This is a genomic window from Amycolatopsis sp. TRM77291 (assembly GCF_054166285.1).
Window position 1 is genome coordinate 6235696 of sequence record NZ_JBSZHF010000001.1, and the last position, 17384, is coordinate 6253079.

At 69.8% G+C, this 17384-nt stretch carries 16 protein-coding genes; 10 read left to right on the forward strand and 6 right to left on the reverse strand.

What is annotated here, in order from left to right; translation table 11 throughout:
- Window positions 1–47 precede the first annotated feature (47 nt).
- From ACXIZN_RS28715 to ACXIZN_RS28730, 4 genes are read right to left on the reverse strand one after another with little or no spacing between them, the layout of a single operon-like run.
- The gene (locus ACXIZN_RS28715; protein WP_126735222.1) at window positions 48–356 is read right to left on the reverse strand and encodes a hypothetical protein; all 309 of its coding nucleotides are present in this window, start codon (window positions 354–356) and stop codon (window positions 48–50) included.
- 57 nt (window positions 357–413) lie between these two features.
- Window positions 414–1412, reverse strand: a complete 999-nt coding sequence (meaB, locus tag ACXIZN_RS28720) for a methylmalonyl Co-A mutase-associated GTPase MeaB (RefSeq protein ID WP_192746690.1) — start codon at window positions 1410–1412, stop codon at window positions 414–416.
- Window positions 1413–1415: 3 nt separating this feature from the next.
- The gene (gene scpA, locus ACXIZN_RS28725) at window positions 1416–3584 is read right to left on the reverse strand and encodes a methylmalonyl-CoA mutase (protein WP_126735224.1); all 2169 of its coding nucleotides are present in this window, start codon (window positions 3582–3584) and stop codon (window positions 1416–1418) included.
- Window positions 3584–5455 carry a methylmalonyl-CoA mutase family protein gene (locus ACXIZN_RS28730; protein WP_457958117.1) on the reverse strand — a complete coding sequence of 624 codons (1872 nt, stop codon included), beginning with the start codon at window positions 5453–5455 and terminating at the stop codon, window positions 3584–3586. The genes scpA and ACXIZN_RS28730 overlap by 1 nt, the downstream gene beginning before the upstream one ends.
- Window positions 5456–5583: 128 nt before the next feature.
- Between ACXIZN_RS28730 and ACXIZN_RS28735 the strand changes: the two genes are divergently transcribed.
- The gene (locus ACXIZN_RS28735) at window positions 5584–7350 is read left to right on the forward strand and encodes a serine/threonine-protein kinase (RefSeq protein ID WP_457958119.1); all 1767 of its coding nucleotides are present in this window, start codon (window positions 5584–5586) and stop codon (window positions 7348–7350) included.
- On the opposite strand, the gene ACXIZN_RS28740 is transcribed toward ACXIZN_RS28735, so the two are convergent.
- Entirely contained in the window at window positions 7334–8005 is a 672-nt protein-coding gene (locus tag ACXIZN_RS28740) for a MerR family transcriptional regulator (protein ID WP_457958121.1), read from the reverse strand. The two genes, ACXIZN_RS28735 and ACXIZN_RS28740, sit on opposite strands and share 17 nt — an antisense overlap.
- A 75-nt stretch (window positions 8006–8080) precedes the next feature.
- On the opposite strand from ACXIZN_RS28740, the gene ACXIZN_RS28745 reads away from it, so the two are divergent.
- Genes ACXIZN_RS28745 through ACXIZN_RS28755 form a run of 3 tightly spaced genes read left to right on the forward strand, consistent with a single transcriptional unit; the run spans window position 8081 to window position 10255 of the window.
- Complete coding sequence (locus ACXIZN_RS28745; protein ID WP_457958123.1) at window positions 8081–9049, forward strand: hypothetical protein; 969 nt, start codon at window positions 8081–8083, stop codon at window positions 9047–9049.
- Window positions 9046–9477 carry an ABA4-like family protein gene (locus tag ACXIZN_RS28750; RefSeq protein ID WP_457958125.1) on the forward strand — a complete coding sequence of 144 codons (432 nt, stop codon included), beginning with the start codon at window positions 9046–9048 and terminating at the stop codon, window positions 9475–9477. The genes ACXIZN_RS28745 and ACXIZN_RS28750 overlap by 4 nt, the downstream gene beginning before the upstream one ends.
- Window positions 9470–10255 (forward strand): purine-nucleoside phosphorylase, encoded by a 786-nt coding sequence (locus tag ACXIZN_RS28755; RefSeq protein ID WP_126735229.1) that lies wholly within the window; start codon window positions 9470–9472, stop codon window positions 10253–10255. The genes ACXIZN_RS28750 and ACXIZN_RS28755 overlap by 8 nt, the downstream gene beginning before the upstream one ends.
- A 221-nt stretch (window positions 10256–10476) precedes the next feature.
- Here the strand turns inward: ACXIZN_RS28755 and ACXIZN_RS28760 are convergent, their stop codons facing one another.
- On the reverse strand, window positions 10477–11631 hold the full coding sequence (locus ACXIZN_RS28760) for a glycosyltransferase (protein WP_457958127.1): 1155 nt from the start codon (window positions 11629–11631) through the stop codon (window positions 10477–10479).
- Window positions 11632–11660: 29 nt separating this feature from the next.
- On the opposite strand from ACXIZN_RS28760, the gene ACXIZN_RS28765 reads away from it, so the two are divergent.
- The 6 genes from ACXIZN_RS28765 to ACXIZN_RS28790 all read left to right on the forward strand — a co-directional run bounded on the left by ACXIZN_RS28765 (window position 11661) and on the right by ACXIZN_RS28790 (window position 17380).
- A complete protein-coding gene (locus tag ACXIZN_RS28765) occupies window positions 11661–13298 on the forward strand; it encodes a phospho-sugar mutase (RefSeq protein WP_457958128.1) in 1638 nt (545 codons plus the stop codon).
- Window position 13299: 1 nt separating this feature from the next.
- On the forward strand, window positions 13300–13752 hold the full coding sequence (locus ACXIZN_RS28770; protein ID WP_457958130.1) for a flavodoxin family protein: 453 nt from the start codon (window positions 13300–13302) through the stop codon (window positions 13750–13752).
- A gap of 394 nt (window positions 13753–14146) precedes the next feature.
- Window positions 14147–14539, forward strand: a complete 393-nt coding sequence (locus tag ACXIZN_RS28775; protein WP_126735232.1) for a helix-turn-helix domain-containing protein — start codon at window positions 14147–14149, stop codon at window positions 14537–14539.
- Window positions 14536–15057, forward strand: a complete 522-nt coding sequence (locus tag ACXIZN_RS28780; RefSeq protein ID WP_126735233.1) for a hypothetical protein — start codon at window positions 14536–14538, stop codon at window positions 15055–15057. Before ACXIZN_RS28775 ends, ACXIZN_RS28780 begins: the two co-directional genes overlap by 4 nt.
- A complete protein-coding gene (locus tag ACXIZN_RS28785; RefSeq protein WP_457958132.1) occupies window positions 15054–16187 on the forward strand; it encodes an MAB_1171c family putative transporter in 1134 nt (377 codons plus the stop codon). Before ACXIZN_RS28780 ends, ACXIZN_RS28785 begins: the two co-directional genes overlap by 4 nt.
- Complete coding sequence (locus ACXIZN_RS28790) at window positions 16184–17380, forward strand: amidohydrolase family protein (protein ID WP_457958134.1); 1197 nt, start codon at window positions 16184–16186, stop codon at window positions 17378–17380. Before ACXIZN_RS28785 ends, ACXIZN_RS28790 begins: the two co-directional genes overlap by 4 nt.
- Window positions 17381–17384: the final 4 nt, after the last annotated feature.

Below are 17384 nucleotides of genomic sequence, written 5' to 3' on the forward strand. Positions count from 1 at the left end.
GTTCGGCCCGGGCTAAGCGGAGAGTCCTTCTACTTACCGGTAGCGGTTCAGGACTTCTTCTTCTTGGAACGCGCGCGCCTGCCGAGGATCACCAGACCGAGCAGGATGGCCGCGGCGACGCCCGCGATGATCTTCCGCTTGGTCTCCTGGCTGTTGGCCTTGTCGGTCTCGGCGGGGTCGAGCACCGGCCCCGGAGGCGCCTGAGACGGCACCTCGTGCACGCCCGCGGCCTGCGCGATCACCGGCGCGGATGCCTGGATCTCCGAGAACGGCGCAGCCTGCGCGACAGGCGCGCAGACGACCAGCCCGGCGGCGACGAGCCCGGCAAGCTGCCCGAGACGAGACCTTTTCGGCATGACTCCCTTTCGACGGCGTGGCGCGAACCCGATTCTGCACTCTGCCGGGTTCCGGCGTCAGCCGCCACGCGGAGGACCGGAGAACGCCTCCAGAATCCGTTGCGCGGCCAGCGTCGGCGTCAGCTCACCGTCCCGGACCGCCCGTTCGACGTCCGGAACGACCGCTCGCACGTCCGGATGCGACGCGAGCCGTCCGAGTAGCTGCTCGCGGACCATCGACCAGGTCCACTCCACCTGCTGCCGCCGTCGCCGTTCGTCCAGTTCACCCGAAGCGGTCAAGACGTCGCGGTGGCGGCCGATTTCGGCCCAAACCTCGTCGAGGCCGACGTCGGTGAGCGCGCTGCAGGTCAGCACCGGGGGCGTCCACTCGGCGTCCCGTCCGTAGATCATCCGAAGCGCGCCGGCGAGCTCGCGGGCCGCGCGTTTCGCGTCGCGTTCGTGGTCGCCGTCGGCCTTGTTGACCGCGATGACGTCCGCCAGTTCGAGGACACCCTTCTTGATGCCCTGCAGCTGGTCGCCGGTGCGGGCGAGGGTCAGGAACAGGAAGTGGTCGACCATGTTCGCCACGGTCACCTCGGACTGCCCGACCCCGACGGTCTCGACCAGCACGATGTCGTATCCGGCCGCTTCCATCAGCACGATCGTCTCGCGGGTCGCCCGCGCGACGCCGCCGAGCGTGCCCGAAGTCGGCGAAGGACGGATGAACGCCTTCGGATCCACCGCGAGGCGGGCCATCCGGGTCTTGTCGCCCAGGATCGAGCCGCCGGTCCGCGTCGACGAAGGGTCGACGGCCAGCACGGCGACCTTGTGCCCGGCCCCGGTCAGATCCGTGCCGAGCTGGTCGATGAAGGTCGACTTGCCGACACCGGGGACGCCGGTGATGCCGACGCGCCGCGCGCCGCCCGCGTGCGGGAGCAGTTCGACCAGCAGTTCCTGCGCCTGCGCCCGGTGGTCCTCCCGGTTGGACTCGACGAGCGTGATCGCCCGGGACAGCAGGCCGCGGTCACCCGCGAGGACGCCTTTGGCGAGCGCCCCGACGTCGATCTTGCGCGGCAAGGTTCAGGACTCCTGGGCGGTCAGCTGTCCGATGAGGTCGATCGCCGCTTCGGCGATCACCGTGCCGGGCCCGAAGATCGCCGCCGCGCCCGCCGCGCGCAGTTCTTCGTAGTCCTGCGGCGGGATGACGCCACCGACCACGACGATGATGTCCTCGCGGCCTTGTTCGGCGAGCTCGGCGCGCAGCGCGGGGACCAGCGAAAGGTGCCCGGCCGCCAGCGACGAGACGCCGATGACGTGCACGTCCGCCTCGATCGCCTGCCGCGCGACCTCGCCGGGGGTGGAGAACAGCGGGCCGACGTCGACGTCGAAGCCGATGTCGGCGAAGCCGGTCGCGATCACCTTCTGGCCGCGGTCGTGGCCGTCCTGGCCCATCTTCGCGACCAGGATCCGGGGACGGCGGCCTTCCTCCTCGGCGAACTTCTCGACCAGTTCGCGCGCCTGCTCGACGTTTTCGGCCTTACCGACCTCCTCGCGGTACACACCGGAGATGGTACGAATCTGGCCGGAGTGGCGCCCCCAGATCTTCTCCAGCGAGTCGGAGATCTCGCCGACGGTGGCCTTCGCCCTGGCGGCGTCGATGGCCAGCGCGAGCAGGTTCCCGTCGGATTCGGCGCCCGCCGTGAGCCGCCGCAACGCGTCCTGCGTGGCGTCCTCGTCGCGCTCTTCGCGCAGCCGCCGCAACTTCTCCAGCTGCTGCGCCCGCACGCCGGCGTTGTCCACTTTGAGCACGTCGATCTGCTCGTCGTCGGTGACCTGGTACTTGTTGACGCCGATCACCGGCTGGCGGCCGGAGTCGATCCGCGCCTGCGTCCGCGCCGCCGCCTCTTCGATGCGCAGCTTCGGAATACCGGCGTCGATCGCCTTCGCCATCCCGCCCGCCTGCTCGACCTCGGTGATGTGGCCCCACGCCTTGCGCGCGAGGTCGTAGGTCAGCTTCTCGACGAACGCGCTGCCGCCCCACGGGTCGATCACGCGCGTGGTGCCGGACTCCTGTTGCAGCAGCAGCTGCGTGTTCCGCGCGATGCGCGCGGAGAAGTCGGTCGGCAGCGCCAGCGCCTCGTCGAGGGCGTTGGTGTGCAAGGACTGCGTGTGCCCCTGGGTCGCCGCCATCGCCTCGACACAGGTGCGGACGACGTTGTTGTAGACGTCCTGCGCGGTCAGCGACCAGCCCGACGTCTGCGAGTGGGTCCGCAGGCTCAAAGACTTGGAGCTCTTGGGCTCGAAACCCTTCACCAGCTTCGCCCACAGGAGTCGTGCCGCGCGGAGTTTCGCGACCTCCATGAAGAAGTTCATCCCGATCGCCCAGAAGAAGGACAGCCGGGGCGCGAACTTGTCGACGTCCAGCCCGGCTTCCACTCCGGCGCGGATGTACTCGACGCCGTCCGCGAGCGTGTACGCCAGCTCCAGGTCGGCGGTCGCCCCCGCCTCCTGCATGTGGTAGCCGGAGATGGAGATCGAGTTGTACTTCGGCATGTTCCGCGAGGTGAACGAGAAGATGTCCGAGATGATCCGCATCGACGGCTGCGGCGGGTAGATGTAGGTGTTGCGGACCATGAACTCCTTGAGGATGTCGTTCTGGATGGTCCCGGCCAGTTTGTCCGGCGTGACACCCTGTTCCTCGGCCGCGACGACGTACAGCGCCAGCACCGGCAGGACGGCGCCGTTCATGGTCATCGAAACGCTCATCTTGTCGAGCGGGATGCCGTCGAAGAGCTGGCGCATGTCGTAGATCGAGTCGATCGCGACGCCCGCCATGCCGACGTCACCGGCGACGCGCGGGTGGTCGGAGTCGTAGCCGCGGTGCGTCGCGAGGTCGAAGGCGACCGAAAGGCCCTTCTGCCCGGCGGCGAGATTCCGGCGGTAGAAGGCGTTCGACTCCTCGGCGGTGGAGAAACCCGCGTACTGGCGGATGGTCCACGGCTGGTTGACGTACATCGTCGGGTACGGGCCGCGCAGATACGGCGCGATACCCGGATACGTGCCGAGGAAGTCCACTCCGGACAGATCGTCGGCGGTGTAGACCGGCTTGACGCCGATGCCTTCGGGCGTCTCCCAGGCGAGGGCGTCGGGCCCCTTGCCGGTGGCGGCGTGCAGCGCTTCGGTCCACTGAGGACGGCCGGCGGGCTCAGGGCCGCCCAGCTCGATTCCGGCGAAGTTCGGGATGGTCATCACTGCACTCCGAGCTCGGTCAACGTGCCGGTCAGGATTTCCAGGGCGTCGCAACCCGTGTACAGGTAGCCCGTGACGTCCGGGTGGTCGCCGGGTTTCCCGGCGAGCAGCACTGACGTGGCACCGGCCTCCTTCAGTGCCTTCGCGACGCTGTCGGCTTCCTCCGCGTAAGAGGTGTTGCTTCCGCAGAGGCAGGCGATCTTCGTTCCACTGGCCCGGAATTCCGCGATGACGTCCTCTGGCGCGCCGGGGTTCACGGCCTCGATCCCGCCCGCCTGGAACAGGTTCGCCGCGAAACTCGCCCGCGCGGTGTGCGCCGCGACCGGGCCGAGCGTGGCGAGGAAGACGCGAGGACGGCTCGGCTGTGCATCCGCCCGGTCCCGCAGGGCCTCGAACGCTTCGGCGTACCGATGCCGGGGCAGGCCGCCGCCCGGCAGGTCTTCGACGGCGTCGCGGACGACGGTTTTCTCCGTCAGGTTGGGGAATTCGCTGACGCCGGTGATCGGATCACGCCGGGTCGCGAGGCGCTTCGACCGCTTCTCCCAGGTCTCGGCGAGCCGTGCGGCGAGCGCGCCGGAGGCCAGTTCGGCCTCGATCCCGCCCGCCGCCTCGATGGCGGTGAACTCGCGCCACGCGGCCTTGGCCAGGTCTTCGGTGAGGTTCTCGACGTACCAGGAGCCGCCCGCCGGGTCGATGACACCGGCCAGTTTGGACTCCTCAAGCAGTACCGCGTGCGTGTTGCGCGCGATCCGCGCCGAGAACGCGTCCGGCTGGCCGATCGCGGCGTCGAACGGCAGCACGGTGATCGCGTCCGCGCCGCCGACCCCGGCACCGAAACAGGCGAGCGTGGTCCGCAGCATGTTCACCCACGGATCGCGCTGGGTCAGCATCGCGGGCGAGGTGACCGCGTGCTGCCGCATGCCGGACGCCTTGCCGCCGGAAACCTCGGTGACGCGCGCCCACAGCCGCCGCGCGGCACGGAACTTGGCGATCGTGAGGAACTGGTCGGCCGTTGCAGCGAGCCGGAATTCGATCTGCGCGGCCGCGGTGTCGACGTCCAGCCCCGCTTCGGTGAGCGCCCGCAGGTACGCGACACCCGCGGCGATGGTCGCGCCGAGTTCCTGCGCATCCGAGCCGCCCGCCTCGTGGAACGGCAAGCCGTCGGCGACGATCGTCCGCACCTTCGGGTGACTGACGGCGACCCGCGCCGCCAGTTCCGCGGCGGGGGCGAGCGGACGCGCCGAACCGGTGCGCGCGGCCGACCCGATCGGGTCGGCGCCGAGGGTCGCGGTGACCGCGCTCGCCGGGATCTCGCGTTCGGCGAAAAGGGCGAACAACTCGTTCGCGGCGGCTTCGTACTCGTCACCCGCGTCGAGGACGACGGGCGCGAGGTCGACGTAGACCTCGTTCAGCGCGTCGCCCAGATCGGCGACGGGGACGCCGGTCGCGCCGGCGCGCAGCCAGATGGAGCTGACGCCGCCTTCGAGATCGGCGAGGATCGCGGCGTTCGTGGCCTTGGCGTCACGGCGCGCGTACCGGGCGCGGACGTCCCAGCCGGTCGTCACCGCGCCCTCGGGCCGGGCGCTTCTCACGAACGGCGGAAGACCGGGGAAACCCGTCCCGTCGACGGCGTCTTCGGCGGTGTAGAGCGGCTGGATCTCCAGGCCGTCGTACGTCCGGGTGACGAGCTTGCTTTCGGGCAGGCCGTCGAACGACTCGTCGATGGCGCCGCTCTTGCGCAGCACGCCGGCCACGAGTTCCCGCCACTGGTCCCGGCTCGCTTCCGGGAACTCCGCCGCGAGCTCCAGCTCCTCGGGCGCGTCGGGCTCGCCGCGGGTCGGCACTGACTCCGTCTCGGCCACTTCCGTCATAGCCACCGATGCTAACGGCCCACAAGTGGCGTCACCTGTGACGCTAGTCGCGCCGAGGGGGTGGCCTGTTCACTCCGACAGGGCACGGCGCATGGGTCCGTCACACGGGCATACGACACAATTGGGCCGTGCCGTCCGACACCCCCGAGCCCAGCGAGAGTCCCGGCGACGAGAAGCGAGTGGTCGCCGGCCGATACCGGTTGCGCTCGGTCATCGGATCAGGGTCGATGGGCACGGTCTGGTCGGCCTACGACGAGTTCCTGCACCGTCCCGTCGCGGTCAAGGAGGTCCGCCTCCCGCCCGGCGTCCCGGCCTCGCAGGCCGACGAACTGCGCGAACGGACCCTGCGTGAAGCCCGCGCGATCGCCGTCCTGAGCCACCCGAACGTGATCATCCTGCACGACGTCGCGCGCGAGAACGACGAGCCGTTCGTGGTCATGGAGCTGCTGCCGTCGCGCAGCCTCGCGCATATCCTGCGCGACCACGGGCCGCTGACGGTGGAGCAGGCGGCGGCGGTCGGTATCGCGGTGGCGTCCGCGCTCGAAGCCGCGCACGCCGCCGGCATCACCCACCGTGACGTCAAACCGGGCAACGTCCTCGTCGCGGGTGACGGCCGCATCAAGCTCACCGACTTCGGCATCGCGCGCAACGTCTCCGAAGCCACCATGACCAGGACCGGGATGATGCTGGGCTCGCCCGCCTACATCGCGCCCGAGGTCGCGTCCGGCGGCGCCGTCGTCCCCGCCGCCGACCTGTGGGGTCTCGGCGCGACGCTGTTCGCCGCCATCGAGGGCTCGCCGCCCTACGACGCCGACGGCGACCCGCTCGAAACGGTCGGCAAGGTCGTCAACGGGAAGGTGCCGAAGCCCGGCCCCGGCCCGCTGGCCGACGTGATCGGCGCGCTCATGAAGAAGGAGCCGTCGAAGCGGATCACCCTGCGCGAGGTGCGGCGACGGCTGTATCCGTTGCAGGCCAAGACGCTCATCGACCTCTTCCCCGCCGAGCTGTTCCACACGCCCGACGGCAAGAAGACCACCGCGCACCTCGACGCGACCGACACCCAGGTGATCAAGCCGGTCGCGCCGGAAAAGCCGGGCGAGGGCACGAGTTCCGAACTCGCCGCCGACCCTGGCCCGCTGCCGTTCCTGAACCAGCCCGCGCCGGCGCCTCCCGTCGAACTCGCGCCGATGCCGACCGTCACGCCGACGCCGCCTCGCCCGCCTGGCCGGTCCACCGTGGCCACGGTGGTGCTGGCGCTCGCGTCGGTCGTCCTCTTCCTGCTGGCCGCGGGCGGCGGATTCGTGCTGGCCAGGGCCGTCGGCGGACAGGATCTGCGGCCACCGGAGAAGGTGCAGCAGGGCGACACGATCGTCACTCAGCCGCCGCCGAAACTGATCACGCAGCAGGGTGACGCCAGCACGGTGAACGGCCTCAAGGGCGGCCGGTTCAGCATCGGTGTCCCGGAGGGCTGGCTGAAGTTCGTCGCGCCGCACGTCACGCGAGGGGTGCCGAGCACCGTGGTCCAGTACGTCTCGCCGGACGGCCGCCAGGTCATCCGGGTCGAGCGGCTGACCGGTTTCCTGGCCGACAGCCCGCCGCCCGCCTACTTCAGCTGGCTGAAGAGCCAGCATCCGGAGATCGCCCCGATCGGCGACCCCGTCACCGTGCCCGGCCGGGGCGACGACAGCCAGCGGTACACCTACCGGACGACCGAGCGCGCCGCCGGGAGCCGCGACGCCGTGAACGAGAGCATCACGCGCACGACGTACATGGACCTGTTCGCCGGCGGCACCGATCTGTGGATCCTCTCGGTGACGTCGCCGATCGAGCAGGAGAACTCGGCGAAGACCGGGATCTTCGAGCCGGTGGCGCTGTCGTTCATCGTCGACGGCTGAAGTACGCCTTCGAGGCACGCTGCTGTGCCAGCCTCCGCAACACCGAGAGCAGCCTGTCCCCGAGAAGCGTCTCCACGACGGCGATCTCGATGATCTGCTCCAGCGACTCGAGCCCGGCGATCGCTTCGAAGTCCAGTTCGGCGGTCCGGTCGGCGATCTCGGCGTAGTCGTCGAGGTGGTCGAGGTACCAGCCGTGCCCGACCTCGCGGATCGTGCACAGGACGCCGACCAGGGCCTGGATGACCAGGTCGTCCTCTTTGCAGGGCCAGCCGCGGCGCTCGGTGAGGTCCCGGACCGTCGCGAGCGCCCATTCGCGGGCTTCGTCGTCGGCGACCTGGCGCGGGGGCGTGATGCTCTGCTGGGCGATGCCGAGGATGTGGTGGGGGCTGGCTTCCCCGGCGTCGACCGCGGCGAGCACCTCTCCGACCGTCGCGAGCGACAGGCCGCCGACCTCCATCAGCGCCCTGATCAGCTTGATCCGCTGGACGTGGCCCTCGCCGTACTTCGCCTGGTTGGGGCTGGTCCGCTCCCCCGGCGGGAGCAGCCCTTCCCGCAGGTAGTACTTGATCGTGGCGACCGGGAGCCCGGCTTTTTCGCTCAGTTCGGCCATCCGCACGCGTGCGTTCTCCGATCTCGGGGACGGTTCCAGGGGCATCCCTGAAGATTTCTCAGGGTGGATAGCTTAGGTTCCCATAACGGAGAGTTTGACTATCCATTCTGGGAGGGACCCATGACCATCTTGACCGATCTCCGCGAGAGAACCCGCACCTGGCACCGCGGTTCGTATCGCCTGGCCCAGGCCTTCGCCGTGATCACCGTGCTGTGCGTGCTGGCCATGCTGATCGACCAGCGGACGCTGAACGGCGCGCCGCTCTGGGCGAAACTGTTCAAATTCGCCCTCTCCGCGGCGCTGTACTTCTTCACCTGGAGCTGGCTCGTCTCGCTCCTGCCGAAGTTCCGGCGGACCGCGTACTGGCTGACGAACGTCCTCGTCGTGTGCTTCACCATCGAGTACGCGCTGATGGCGGTCCAGACCGTTCGCGTCCGCGCGAGTCACTTCAACAACGAGACCCCGCTGGACGCCACGATCTTCGCCGTCATGGCCGGGACGATCGCCGTGCTGTGGGTGGTCAACCTCGTGCTGACGATCGCCGTCCTGTTCCTCCGGCTCCCCGATCGGGCGACGGCGTGGGCGGCCAAGATCGGCGCGATCCTCGGCGTGCTCGGGCTCTCGCTGGCCACGCTGATGACCAGCCCGACCCCGGACCAGCAGGCCATGCTCGACGCGACCGGCCAGTCCGCGATGGTCGGCGCGCATACCGTCGGGCTTCCCGACGGCGGCCCCGGCCTGCCGATCCTCGGCTGGAGCACGGTCGGCGGCGACCTGCGGATCCCGCATTTCCTCGGCCTGCACGGGCTTCAGGTCCTCCCCTTGCTCGCGCTCGCCCTCGGCGTCCTGGCGGCGCGCTACCCGCGGCTTCGCGACGACGTCCTCAGGCTGCGGCTGGTGGTGATCTCCGGCGTCGGCTACGCGGGCCTTCTGGCCCTGCTCACGTGGCAGGCGCTGCGCGGCCAGTCGATCGTCGCCCCCGACTCGCGGACACTGACCGCCTTCGCCCTGCTCGTGGCGGGAGTCGCCTTTAGCGGGCTAATCGCGATCGGGCGGCCGGCGCGGGAACTGGAGGCATCGTCGCGATGAGCACCGAGACGCTGTTCACCTGGACCTTCCCGCTGGCGGCGCCGTTCTGGCTGCTGATGATCTTCCTGCCGGGCTGGTCGTGGACCCGCCGGATCATGGCCTCGCCCTGGACGCCGCTGCTGCCGTTGATCCCGTACTTCGTGCTCGCCATCGCGCATCTCGGCGAACTCTGGGCAGCGGTCAGCAGGCCCGACCTCGACGTGCTCAGCGCGTTCACCGGCACGCCGTACGGGGCGGCCACGATCTGGGCCCATCTGATCGCCTTCGACCTGTTCATCGCCCGCTGGATGTACCTCGAATCCCGCGAGCACCGGATCCACCCGCTGGTGACCGGCCCGATCCTGGCGCTCACGATCTTCCTGTCCCCGTTCGGCCTGGTGGCGTTCCTGCTCGTCAGAACCGTCCGGATACGCTCGTCGCATGAGTGAGAACGAGGTCGCGGCGGCCGCCGCCATCGCCGAACGCACCGGCGTCGAGAAGCACGACATCGCCGTCGTGCTGGGTTCGGGCTGGCGCCCGGCGGCGGACGTCATCGGTGAGCCGGAAGCGGAGATCCCGCTGGGCGAACTGCCCGGATTCGTCGCGCCGGGCGCGGTCGGGCACGGGGGCACCGTCCGGTCGGTCCGCGTCGGCGAGAAGCGCGCGCTGATCCTGCTGGGCCGCACGCATTTCTACGAGGGCAAGGGGATCGACCCGGTCGTGCACAACGTGCGCACCGCCGCGGCGGCGGGCGCCAGGACGGTGCTGCTGACCAACGCCGCGGGCGGCCTGCGCGAGGGCTTCCGGGTCGGGCAGCCGGTGCTGATCTCCGACCACCTGAACCTGACCGCGCGCTCGCCGATCGTCGGCGCGAACTTCGTCGACCTGACGGATCTGTACGCGAAGCGGCTGCGCGACCTCGCCCGCGAGATCGACCCTTCGCTGGAAGAAGGGGTCTACGCGGGACTGACCGGGCCGCATTTCGAGACGCCGGCGGAGATCCACATGCTGCGGACGCTCGGCGCCGACCTCGTCGGCATGTCGACGGTGCTGGAGGCCATCGCCGCCCGCGCCGCCGGGGTCGAGGTGTTCGGGCTTTCGCTGGTGACCAACCTGGCGGCCGGGATGACCGGGGAACCGCTGAACCACGAAGAGGTCCTGGAGGCGGGACGCCAGTCCGCCACCCGCATGGGCACCCTGCTCAAGGAACTCGTCGCCCGCGCCTGACAACCCTTTGCGCGTGAAGGCCCCCTTCCCTCGGCTGAGCCGAGGGAAGGGGGCCTTCACGCGCTTCTCAGCCGGCGAACTCGGGAAGCCGCTGGGCGACCTCCGCGGGTGACGGCATCGCGGCGACCTCATCGGAGAGTTTCCGCGCCGCGCCGAGGACCGTTTCGTCGGTNGCCCCCTTCCCTCGGCTGAGCCGAGGGAAGGGGGCCTTCACGCGCTTCTCAGCCGGCGAACTCGGGAAGCCGCTGGGCGACCTCCGCGGGTGACGGCATCGCGGCGACCTCATCGGAGAGTTTCCGCGCCGCGCCGAGGACCGTTTCGTCGGTGAGCAGCTTTCGCGCCTGCTCGAAGATGACGTCCTCGACGGCGTCACCACCGAGCAACCGCGCGCCGACACCGGCCGCGACCACGGCTTCCGCGTTCGTGAACTGGTCCGCGCCCTGCGGCAGCACCAGCTGCGGCAACCCGGCGCCGAAGGCCCCCATCGTCGTCCCGCTGCCGCCGTGGTGGACCACGAGGTCGACGTGCGGCAGGAGGTCGACCTGCGGCACCCACGCCTCGACGCGGACGTTGCCGGGCACTTCACCCAGCTGCTCCGGCTGCACCGTCGGCCCCGCCGCGACGATGACGTCGGCGTCGATCCGCGCCAGCCCGCCGATGGCCCGCTTCAACACGTCCTCGTCACCGAAAGCGGTACCGAGGGTGAGATAGATCAGCGGGCGGCTCGTGTCCCGCCCCGCCACGCCCGCCGGCAGGTCTCCCGGCTCCGCCCAGCCGACGGGACGCAACGGGATCCTGTTCGCTTTCGCCAGGAAATCGGGCGCCTGCACCGATTCCGGGCAGATGTCGACGACCGGGTCGCCGAAGGACGGCAGGGTCACACCCTCGAAACCGACTTCCGCCGCGAATTCCGCGAGACGGCCATTGATGACGTCCATGACCTCGTCCGGCGAGAACCGGCCGAAACCGTGCCCGATCGCGGGGATTCCGGCGAGCCGGGCGGCGATGGCGCCCCCGGCGTTGCCGCTTTCGTAGACGACGAGATCGGGGCGGTGCCGTTCCAGCACCGGCGCGAGATCGGCGACGAACCGCTGCGGCAGCACGTTCCCGAAAACCTGCCCGATGACCGGATAGAAGGACTCGGGTGGGGCGTCCTTGGCACGGGGCTGGGCGTCGGGGCCGAAGAACGAGGCGAACGCCTCGCGCATGCCGAATCCGGCGCTTTCCGCGGCCAGCCCGGCCTTTTCGACCACCGGGAGCATGTCGTCACCCGTGGCGAACAGGACGTCGTGCCCGGCGTCGCGAGCGGCGACGGCGAGCGGTAGTAGGGGATAGAGATGACCATGACTCACCAGAGAAGTGAAGATCAATCGCACCCTCCCCAACGTACCCGTAGGCTGACTCGGTGACGACTTCCTTGACTTCGGAGCTGCGGGATCGGGCGTTCCGCTGGATCGCCGACGACCCGGACGACGATTCCCGCGTCGAGCTGCAGAACATCCTCGCGCGCGCGATGGGCGGCGAAGCCGGTGCGGCGGACGAACTCGCGGACCGGATGGCGGGCCCGCTCGAATTCGGCACCGCCGGGCTGCGCGGCCCGGTGCGCGCGGGCCCCAACGGGATGAACGTCGCGGTCGTCACCCGGACCACGGCCGGGGTCGCGGCCTGGCTGGCCGCGCAAGGACATTCGGGTGGGGTCGTGGTGGTCGGCCGCGACGCGCGGCACGGTTCGGAGGCCTTCGCCAAGGCCGCCGCCGAAGTGCTGACGGCCGCCGGGTTCGCGGTGAAGACGCTGCCCGGCCCGCTGCCCACCCCGGTGCTCGCGTTCGCCGTGCTGGAACTCGGCGCGGTCGCGGGCATCCAGATCACCGCGTCGCACAATCCCCCGGCCGACAACGGTTACAAGCTTTACGACGCGTCCGGCGGACAGATCGTCCCGCCCTCGGACGGTCTCATCGAGCAGGCCATCGAAGCCGCTCCCCCGGCGATCAGCGTGCCCCGCGAGCCGGGCGCCGAGGTGCTGGGCGACGAACTCCTGGACGCGTACCTCGCGAAGGTCGCGCTTCTGCCGCGTGGCCCGGAGCGCGAGGTCAAGATCGCCGCGACGGCGTTGCACGGCGTCGGCGCGGACACCCTGCGCGCCGCTTTCGAACGCGCCGGTTTCGGCGACCTCCACCTGGTGGCCGAGCAGTCCGCACCCGATCCCGACTTCCCGACGGTCGCCTTCCCGAATCCGGAGGAACCGGGCGCGACGGACCTTTTGCTGGCGCTGGCGTCCGAAGTGGACGCGGAGCTGGCGATCGCGCTCGACCCCGACGCCGATCGCTGCGCGCTGGGTGTGCGCGAGCGGGACGGTTCGTGGCGGATGCTGCGCGGCGACGAAACCGGTGTCCTCCTCGGCTGGCATGTCCTGTCCACTGTGGATAGTGCGGATCCGCTGGTGGCCACGACGATCGTGTCGTCGTCGATGCTCGGCGAAATCGCGAAGGAATCCGGGGCGCGCTACGCGGAGACCCTGACCGGGTTCAAATGGCTGGTCCGCGCGGGCGAAGGGCTCGTCTTCGCCTACGAAGAAGCCCTCGGTCTCTGCGTGAACCCCGGCTTCGTACGCGACAAGGACGGCATCGCCGCCGCCGTGTTCGCCGCGTCGTTGACCGCTTCCCTGCGGGCGGCGGGCCGCGGGCCACTGGACGTCCTCGACGAACTGTCCGTGAAGCACGGGGTGCACGTGACGGATCAGGTCTCGTTGCGGGTCACCGATCTGTCGGTGCGGGAGCGGCTGATGGCCGGCCTGCGCGCCACTCCCCCGGGGTCATTGGGCGGCACCGACGTAACGATGGAGGACCTCCTGCCCGACGCCGACGTCCTCCGCCTGACCGGCGAGGGCCTGCGCGTCGTGATCAGGCCGTCCGGGACCGAGCCGAAGCTGAAGGCGTACCTGCAGATCAAGGAGCCGGTCTCCGGTGATCTCGCCGAGGCGCGCGCCGCCGCGGACGCGCGGCTGTCCGCGCTGCGAACCGACATCGAGTCCCGGCTGGCCTGACATGCCGAAGCTGCTGATCGTCCACCACACGCCGTCGCCCTCGACGCAGGCGATGTTCGAAGCCGTGCTTTCCGGCGCGAACCATCCGGACATCGAGGGCGTCGAGGTCGTGCGCCGCGCGGCGCTGGGCGCGACCGTGCCCGACGTCCTGGAGGCCGACGGTTACCTGCTCGGCACCCCGGCGAATCTGGGTTACATGTCCGGCGCGCTGAAGCATTTCTTCGACACGGCCTATTACCCGTGCCTGGATTCCACGCGGGGACGGCCGTTCGGGTTCTTCGTGCACGGCAACAACGACACGTCCGGCACCGTGCGCGGGATCGAGGCCATCACGACCGGACTCGGGTGGGAGAGCGCGGCTTCCCCGGTGCTCGTCACCGGCGAACCGGGCAAAGCGGATTTGGAAGCCTGTTTCGAACTGGGCGGCACCTTGGCCGCCACCCTGATGCCCTGACGCGTTTCGTCCTCTGAATGCGGTAGTTGGCGATACGAACGACCGCATTCAGAGGACGAAATGCGGGGAAAAAGTAAGGGGCCTGTCACCGGAAGCCCTGGGGGTCGACCTCCGGCAACAGGCCTAGACCAAGGGTTCGCCGTGAAGGCGATCGACCTTGGCCGCCTCAGCGTACTACATCCGGCACGATCTTGTGCACCCACCGGGAACAACGGCTCTCACTCCGGCGTCCGTACACCCCCAGGGCACGGATTCCGGAGCGAGAGACCGGACACGGCACGAAACCGCTTGACAACTGTAAACCACTGCATACATGTGCTGTCAACAGCTGCGGACAGGCTGTATCGCGTTACACTCCCACTACGGAACGGGACCAGTGAACGGATGGGGGGTCATGTCGCCGTACCAGACCTTCGCCCAGAAACTGAGCGCGCTGATCGATTCGGCGCGCGCGAACGAAGGCGCCCCGCACAGCTATCGCGAGCTGTCCGCGGCGATCGATCGCGCCGGCGGGCCCACCATGTCGCCCGCGTACCTCCAGCAGCTCGCCACGGGTAAACGCGTCAATCCGAAGATCCACTACGTCGAGGCGCTGGCGAAACTGTTCGGCGTTCCGATCACCTACTTCTTCGAAGACCAGGAAGCTCAGCCCGTCGGAGAGGCGAAGCTCATGGCCATGCGCGCACAGGAGCTTTCCCCGCAGGGCCGTCGCCAGGTGATGGACCTGCTGGAGCTCGTCGAGCGATACGAACGGGCCGAGCGCGACCAGCCGGACGAAAGCCGATGAAGGAACGCGAGCTCCGCAAACGCTGTCGCAAGATGCTGAACAAGCTCGACATCGAGCCGCCGCTCGACGTCGGCGTGCTCTGCGAGCGGCTCGGCGAACAGCGTGGCAGGCCGATCCGGTTGATGCCGTATCCGCTGGAGGTCCCCGGCCCGTTCGGCTGCTGGATCGCCACCGGTTCGGCGGACTACATCTTCTTCCAGCAGGAGACCACGAAGTCCCACCAGGATCACATCATCCTGCACGAACTCGGGCATATGCTCGCCGATCACCATCCCGGCGGCGACGCCGAACCCGCCGACTTCCTGCGCGGCCCCGCCACCGGGCTCGACGGCGACGCGGTACACCGCGCTTTACGCCGCACCTCCTACGATGAGGCGCACGAATGGGAAGCCGAGACCGTGGCGACCATCATCCTCGAATGGGCGTCGGTCTTGAACTACACGATTCCCCGTCGCGCCGACGACGATGACGTCCGCCGTGTCCAAGGCGCGCTGGGCGACCATCAAGGGTGGCTGTGACCTCACTGTTCTCCCCTATCAACGTCGTGGCGATGGTGCTGTTCGCGACCGCGCTCGCCTGGCGGATCTACCAGACGTACCGGGCGCCGCGGCTGCTGCCGAACTGGGCGATCACCATCACGATCGTCTGCGTGGCCGGCTCCTTCCTCGCCCAGCAGAAGGTGATCGTCGGCTGGCTCGACGGCCTGGCCGGCAAGGGCACGGGCCGCCTGGTCAACAACGTCATGCTCGCCATCGGGGTGTGCGCGCTGCTGATCGTCTTCCTCGGGTCCGCGCTGGGCCCGCGCCGCCCGAAGCGCGTCCTGTTCGAACTGATCCCGCTGTCCGGCGCGATCGTGCTGATGCTGGTCGCCATGTCCCTCACCCCGCCGGAGGTGCGCGGGCTCGCGCTGAGCCCGAAGCTCGTGCACATCCCCGGCGTGGCGCTGTTCTACCTGGGCGCCGGGATCTACCTGATCTACGGCCTCTGCGCCTGCGCCTGGTGGATCTTCCGCTACATCCGCACCGCGGACCGGCATCTGAAGACCGGGCTGAAACTCAGCGCCGCCGGGCTGATCTGCCTTTCCGTGGGCAGTGTGTTCCGCGCGCTCTACATCGTGATCGCGTGGGCGTTCGGGCCGTCGATCCCGCTGCTGCTCACCATCGCCGTCCCGCTGGTACTCCTCGGGATCGTGCTCTTCCTGGCCGGGATCACCTACCCCGGCGCCCGCGCGCGGTTCGCCGCGCTGCGGCGCCGCCGTCAGCACCGGCGTCACCACGACGAGCTCACCCCGTTGTGGACCGCGCTGGCCGGGATCTACCCGAACATCGTGCTCCGGACCACGCCACAAGGCAGGTGGGAGCGGTGGCGCCCGCGTACGGTCCACCGCCGGTACTACCGCCGCGTGATCGAGATCCGGGACGGGCTCGTGCAGCTGAGCCCTTATCTGGAAACGGATCTCACCGCGCTCGCCGCCGACGACCCGCGGGCGGCGGCGGAGGCGCTGAAGACGGCGATCGCCAGGCAGACCGCCGGTGAGGAGACCGACGGGCGGGCGAAACTCGTGCTCCCGGGCGGCGCTTCCGACATCGAATCCGACGTCCGGCCGCTGCTGGCCCTGTCCGCCGCCGTTTCCAGGAGCGAGGCATGACCGCGCAACTGCTGCTGACGGCCGGCCGCGTCCTGCCGCGCCCGAGCACGCCGGTCGAAGACGGCGCCGTTCTCGTCGAGGGCGGCCGGATCCTCGCGGCAGGCCCCCGCGCCGAAGTCGTGGCCCGGTCGTCGCCGGACGCCGAACGGCTCGACTTTCCCGGTGCGACTTTGCTGCCCGGCCTGTTCAACGCCCACGTGCACCTGACTTTCGACGCCTCCCGCGAGATGCTGCCGAACTTCCTGGCGAGCGGCGACGACGCCCTCCGCGCGGGCGCCAAGGAGCGGCTGGGACAGCTGCTGCGCAGCGGCGTCACGACGGTGCGGGATCTCGGCGATCGTGACGCGCTGGGCGCTCGGGTCCGAGCGGAACTCGAAGCCGAAGGCGCCGCCGCTCCGCGCCTGCTGACCGCCGGATCGCCCCTGACCGTCCTCAAAGGACACTGCCATTTCTTCGGCGGCGAGGTCGACGGCGACGACGCGATCCGGGCCGTGATCGACGCCAACGCGGCCGCCGGCGCGGACGTGATCAAGGTGATGGCCAGCGGCGGCCAGATCACCGAGGGCGGCGCGGACATGTGGGAATCGCAGTTCGACGTCCGGGCGCTGCGCCTGATCGTCGAGCACGCGGCGCGCCACGGGCTCCCGGTCGCGGCGCACGCCCACGGCTCCGACGCGATCGAGGCGTCGGTCGAGGCGGGTGTCCGCACGATCGAGCACTGCACCTGGATGACCGGGCCCCAGCGCCAGGACCGGCGCGAGGGCGTCGCCAAGCGTATGGCGGCCGAGGGCATCGCGGCGTGTTCGACGAGCAGCCGCAACTGGCGGATGCTGGCCGAGCGCATGGGCGATGAACTCGCGAAGACCGTCTACGGACGGCTGTCCTGGCTGGAGGAACTGGGCGTCCCGCTGCTGGCGGGGACGGACGCCGGGCTGCCCGGGTCGGTCTTCGACGATCCCGTCGGCGCACTCGAACTCTACGAATGGCTCGGTTTCGGCAGGCGCCGGATCCTCGAGATCGCGACCGAGGACTCCGCCGCCGGGCTCGGCCTCTCCGACGTCACCGGGCGGCTCGTCCCCGGCCTGAGCGCTGACGTCCTGGTGGTCGACGGCGATCCGCTCGCCGATCTTTCCGCGCTCCGGAACGTTCGTCTGGTCCTTTCGCGCGGAGTGGTGGCGAGCGGCTCGGCTTGATCGA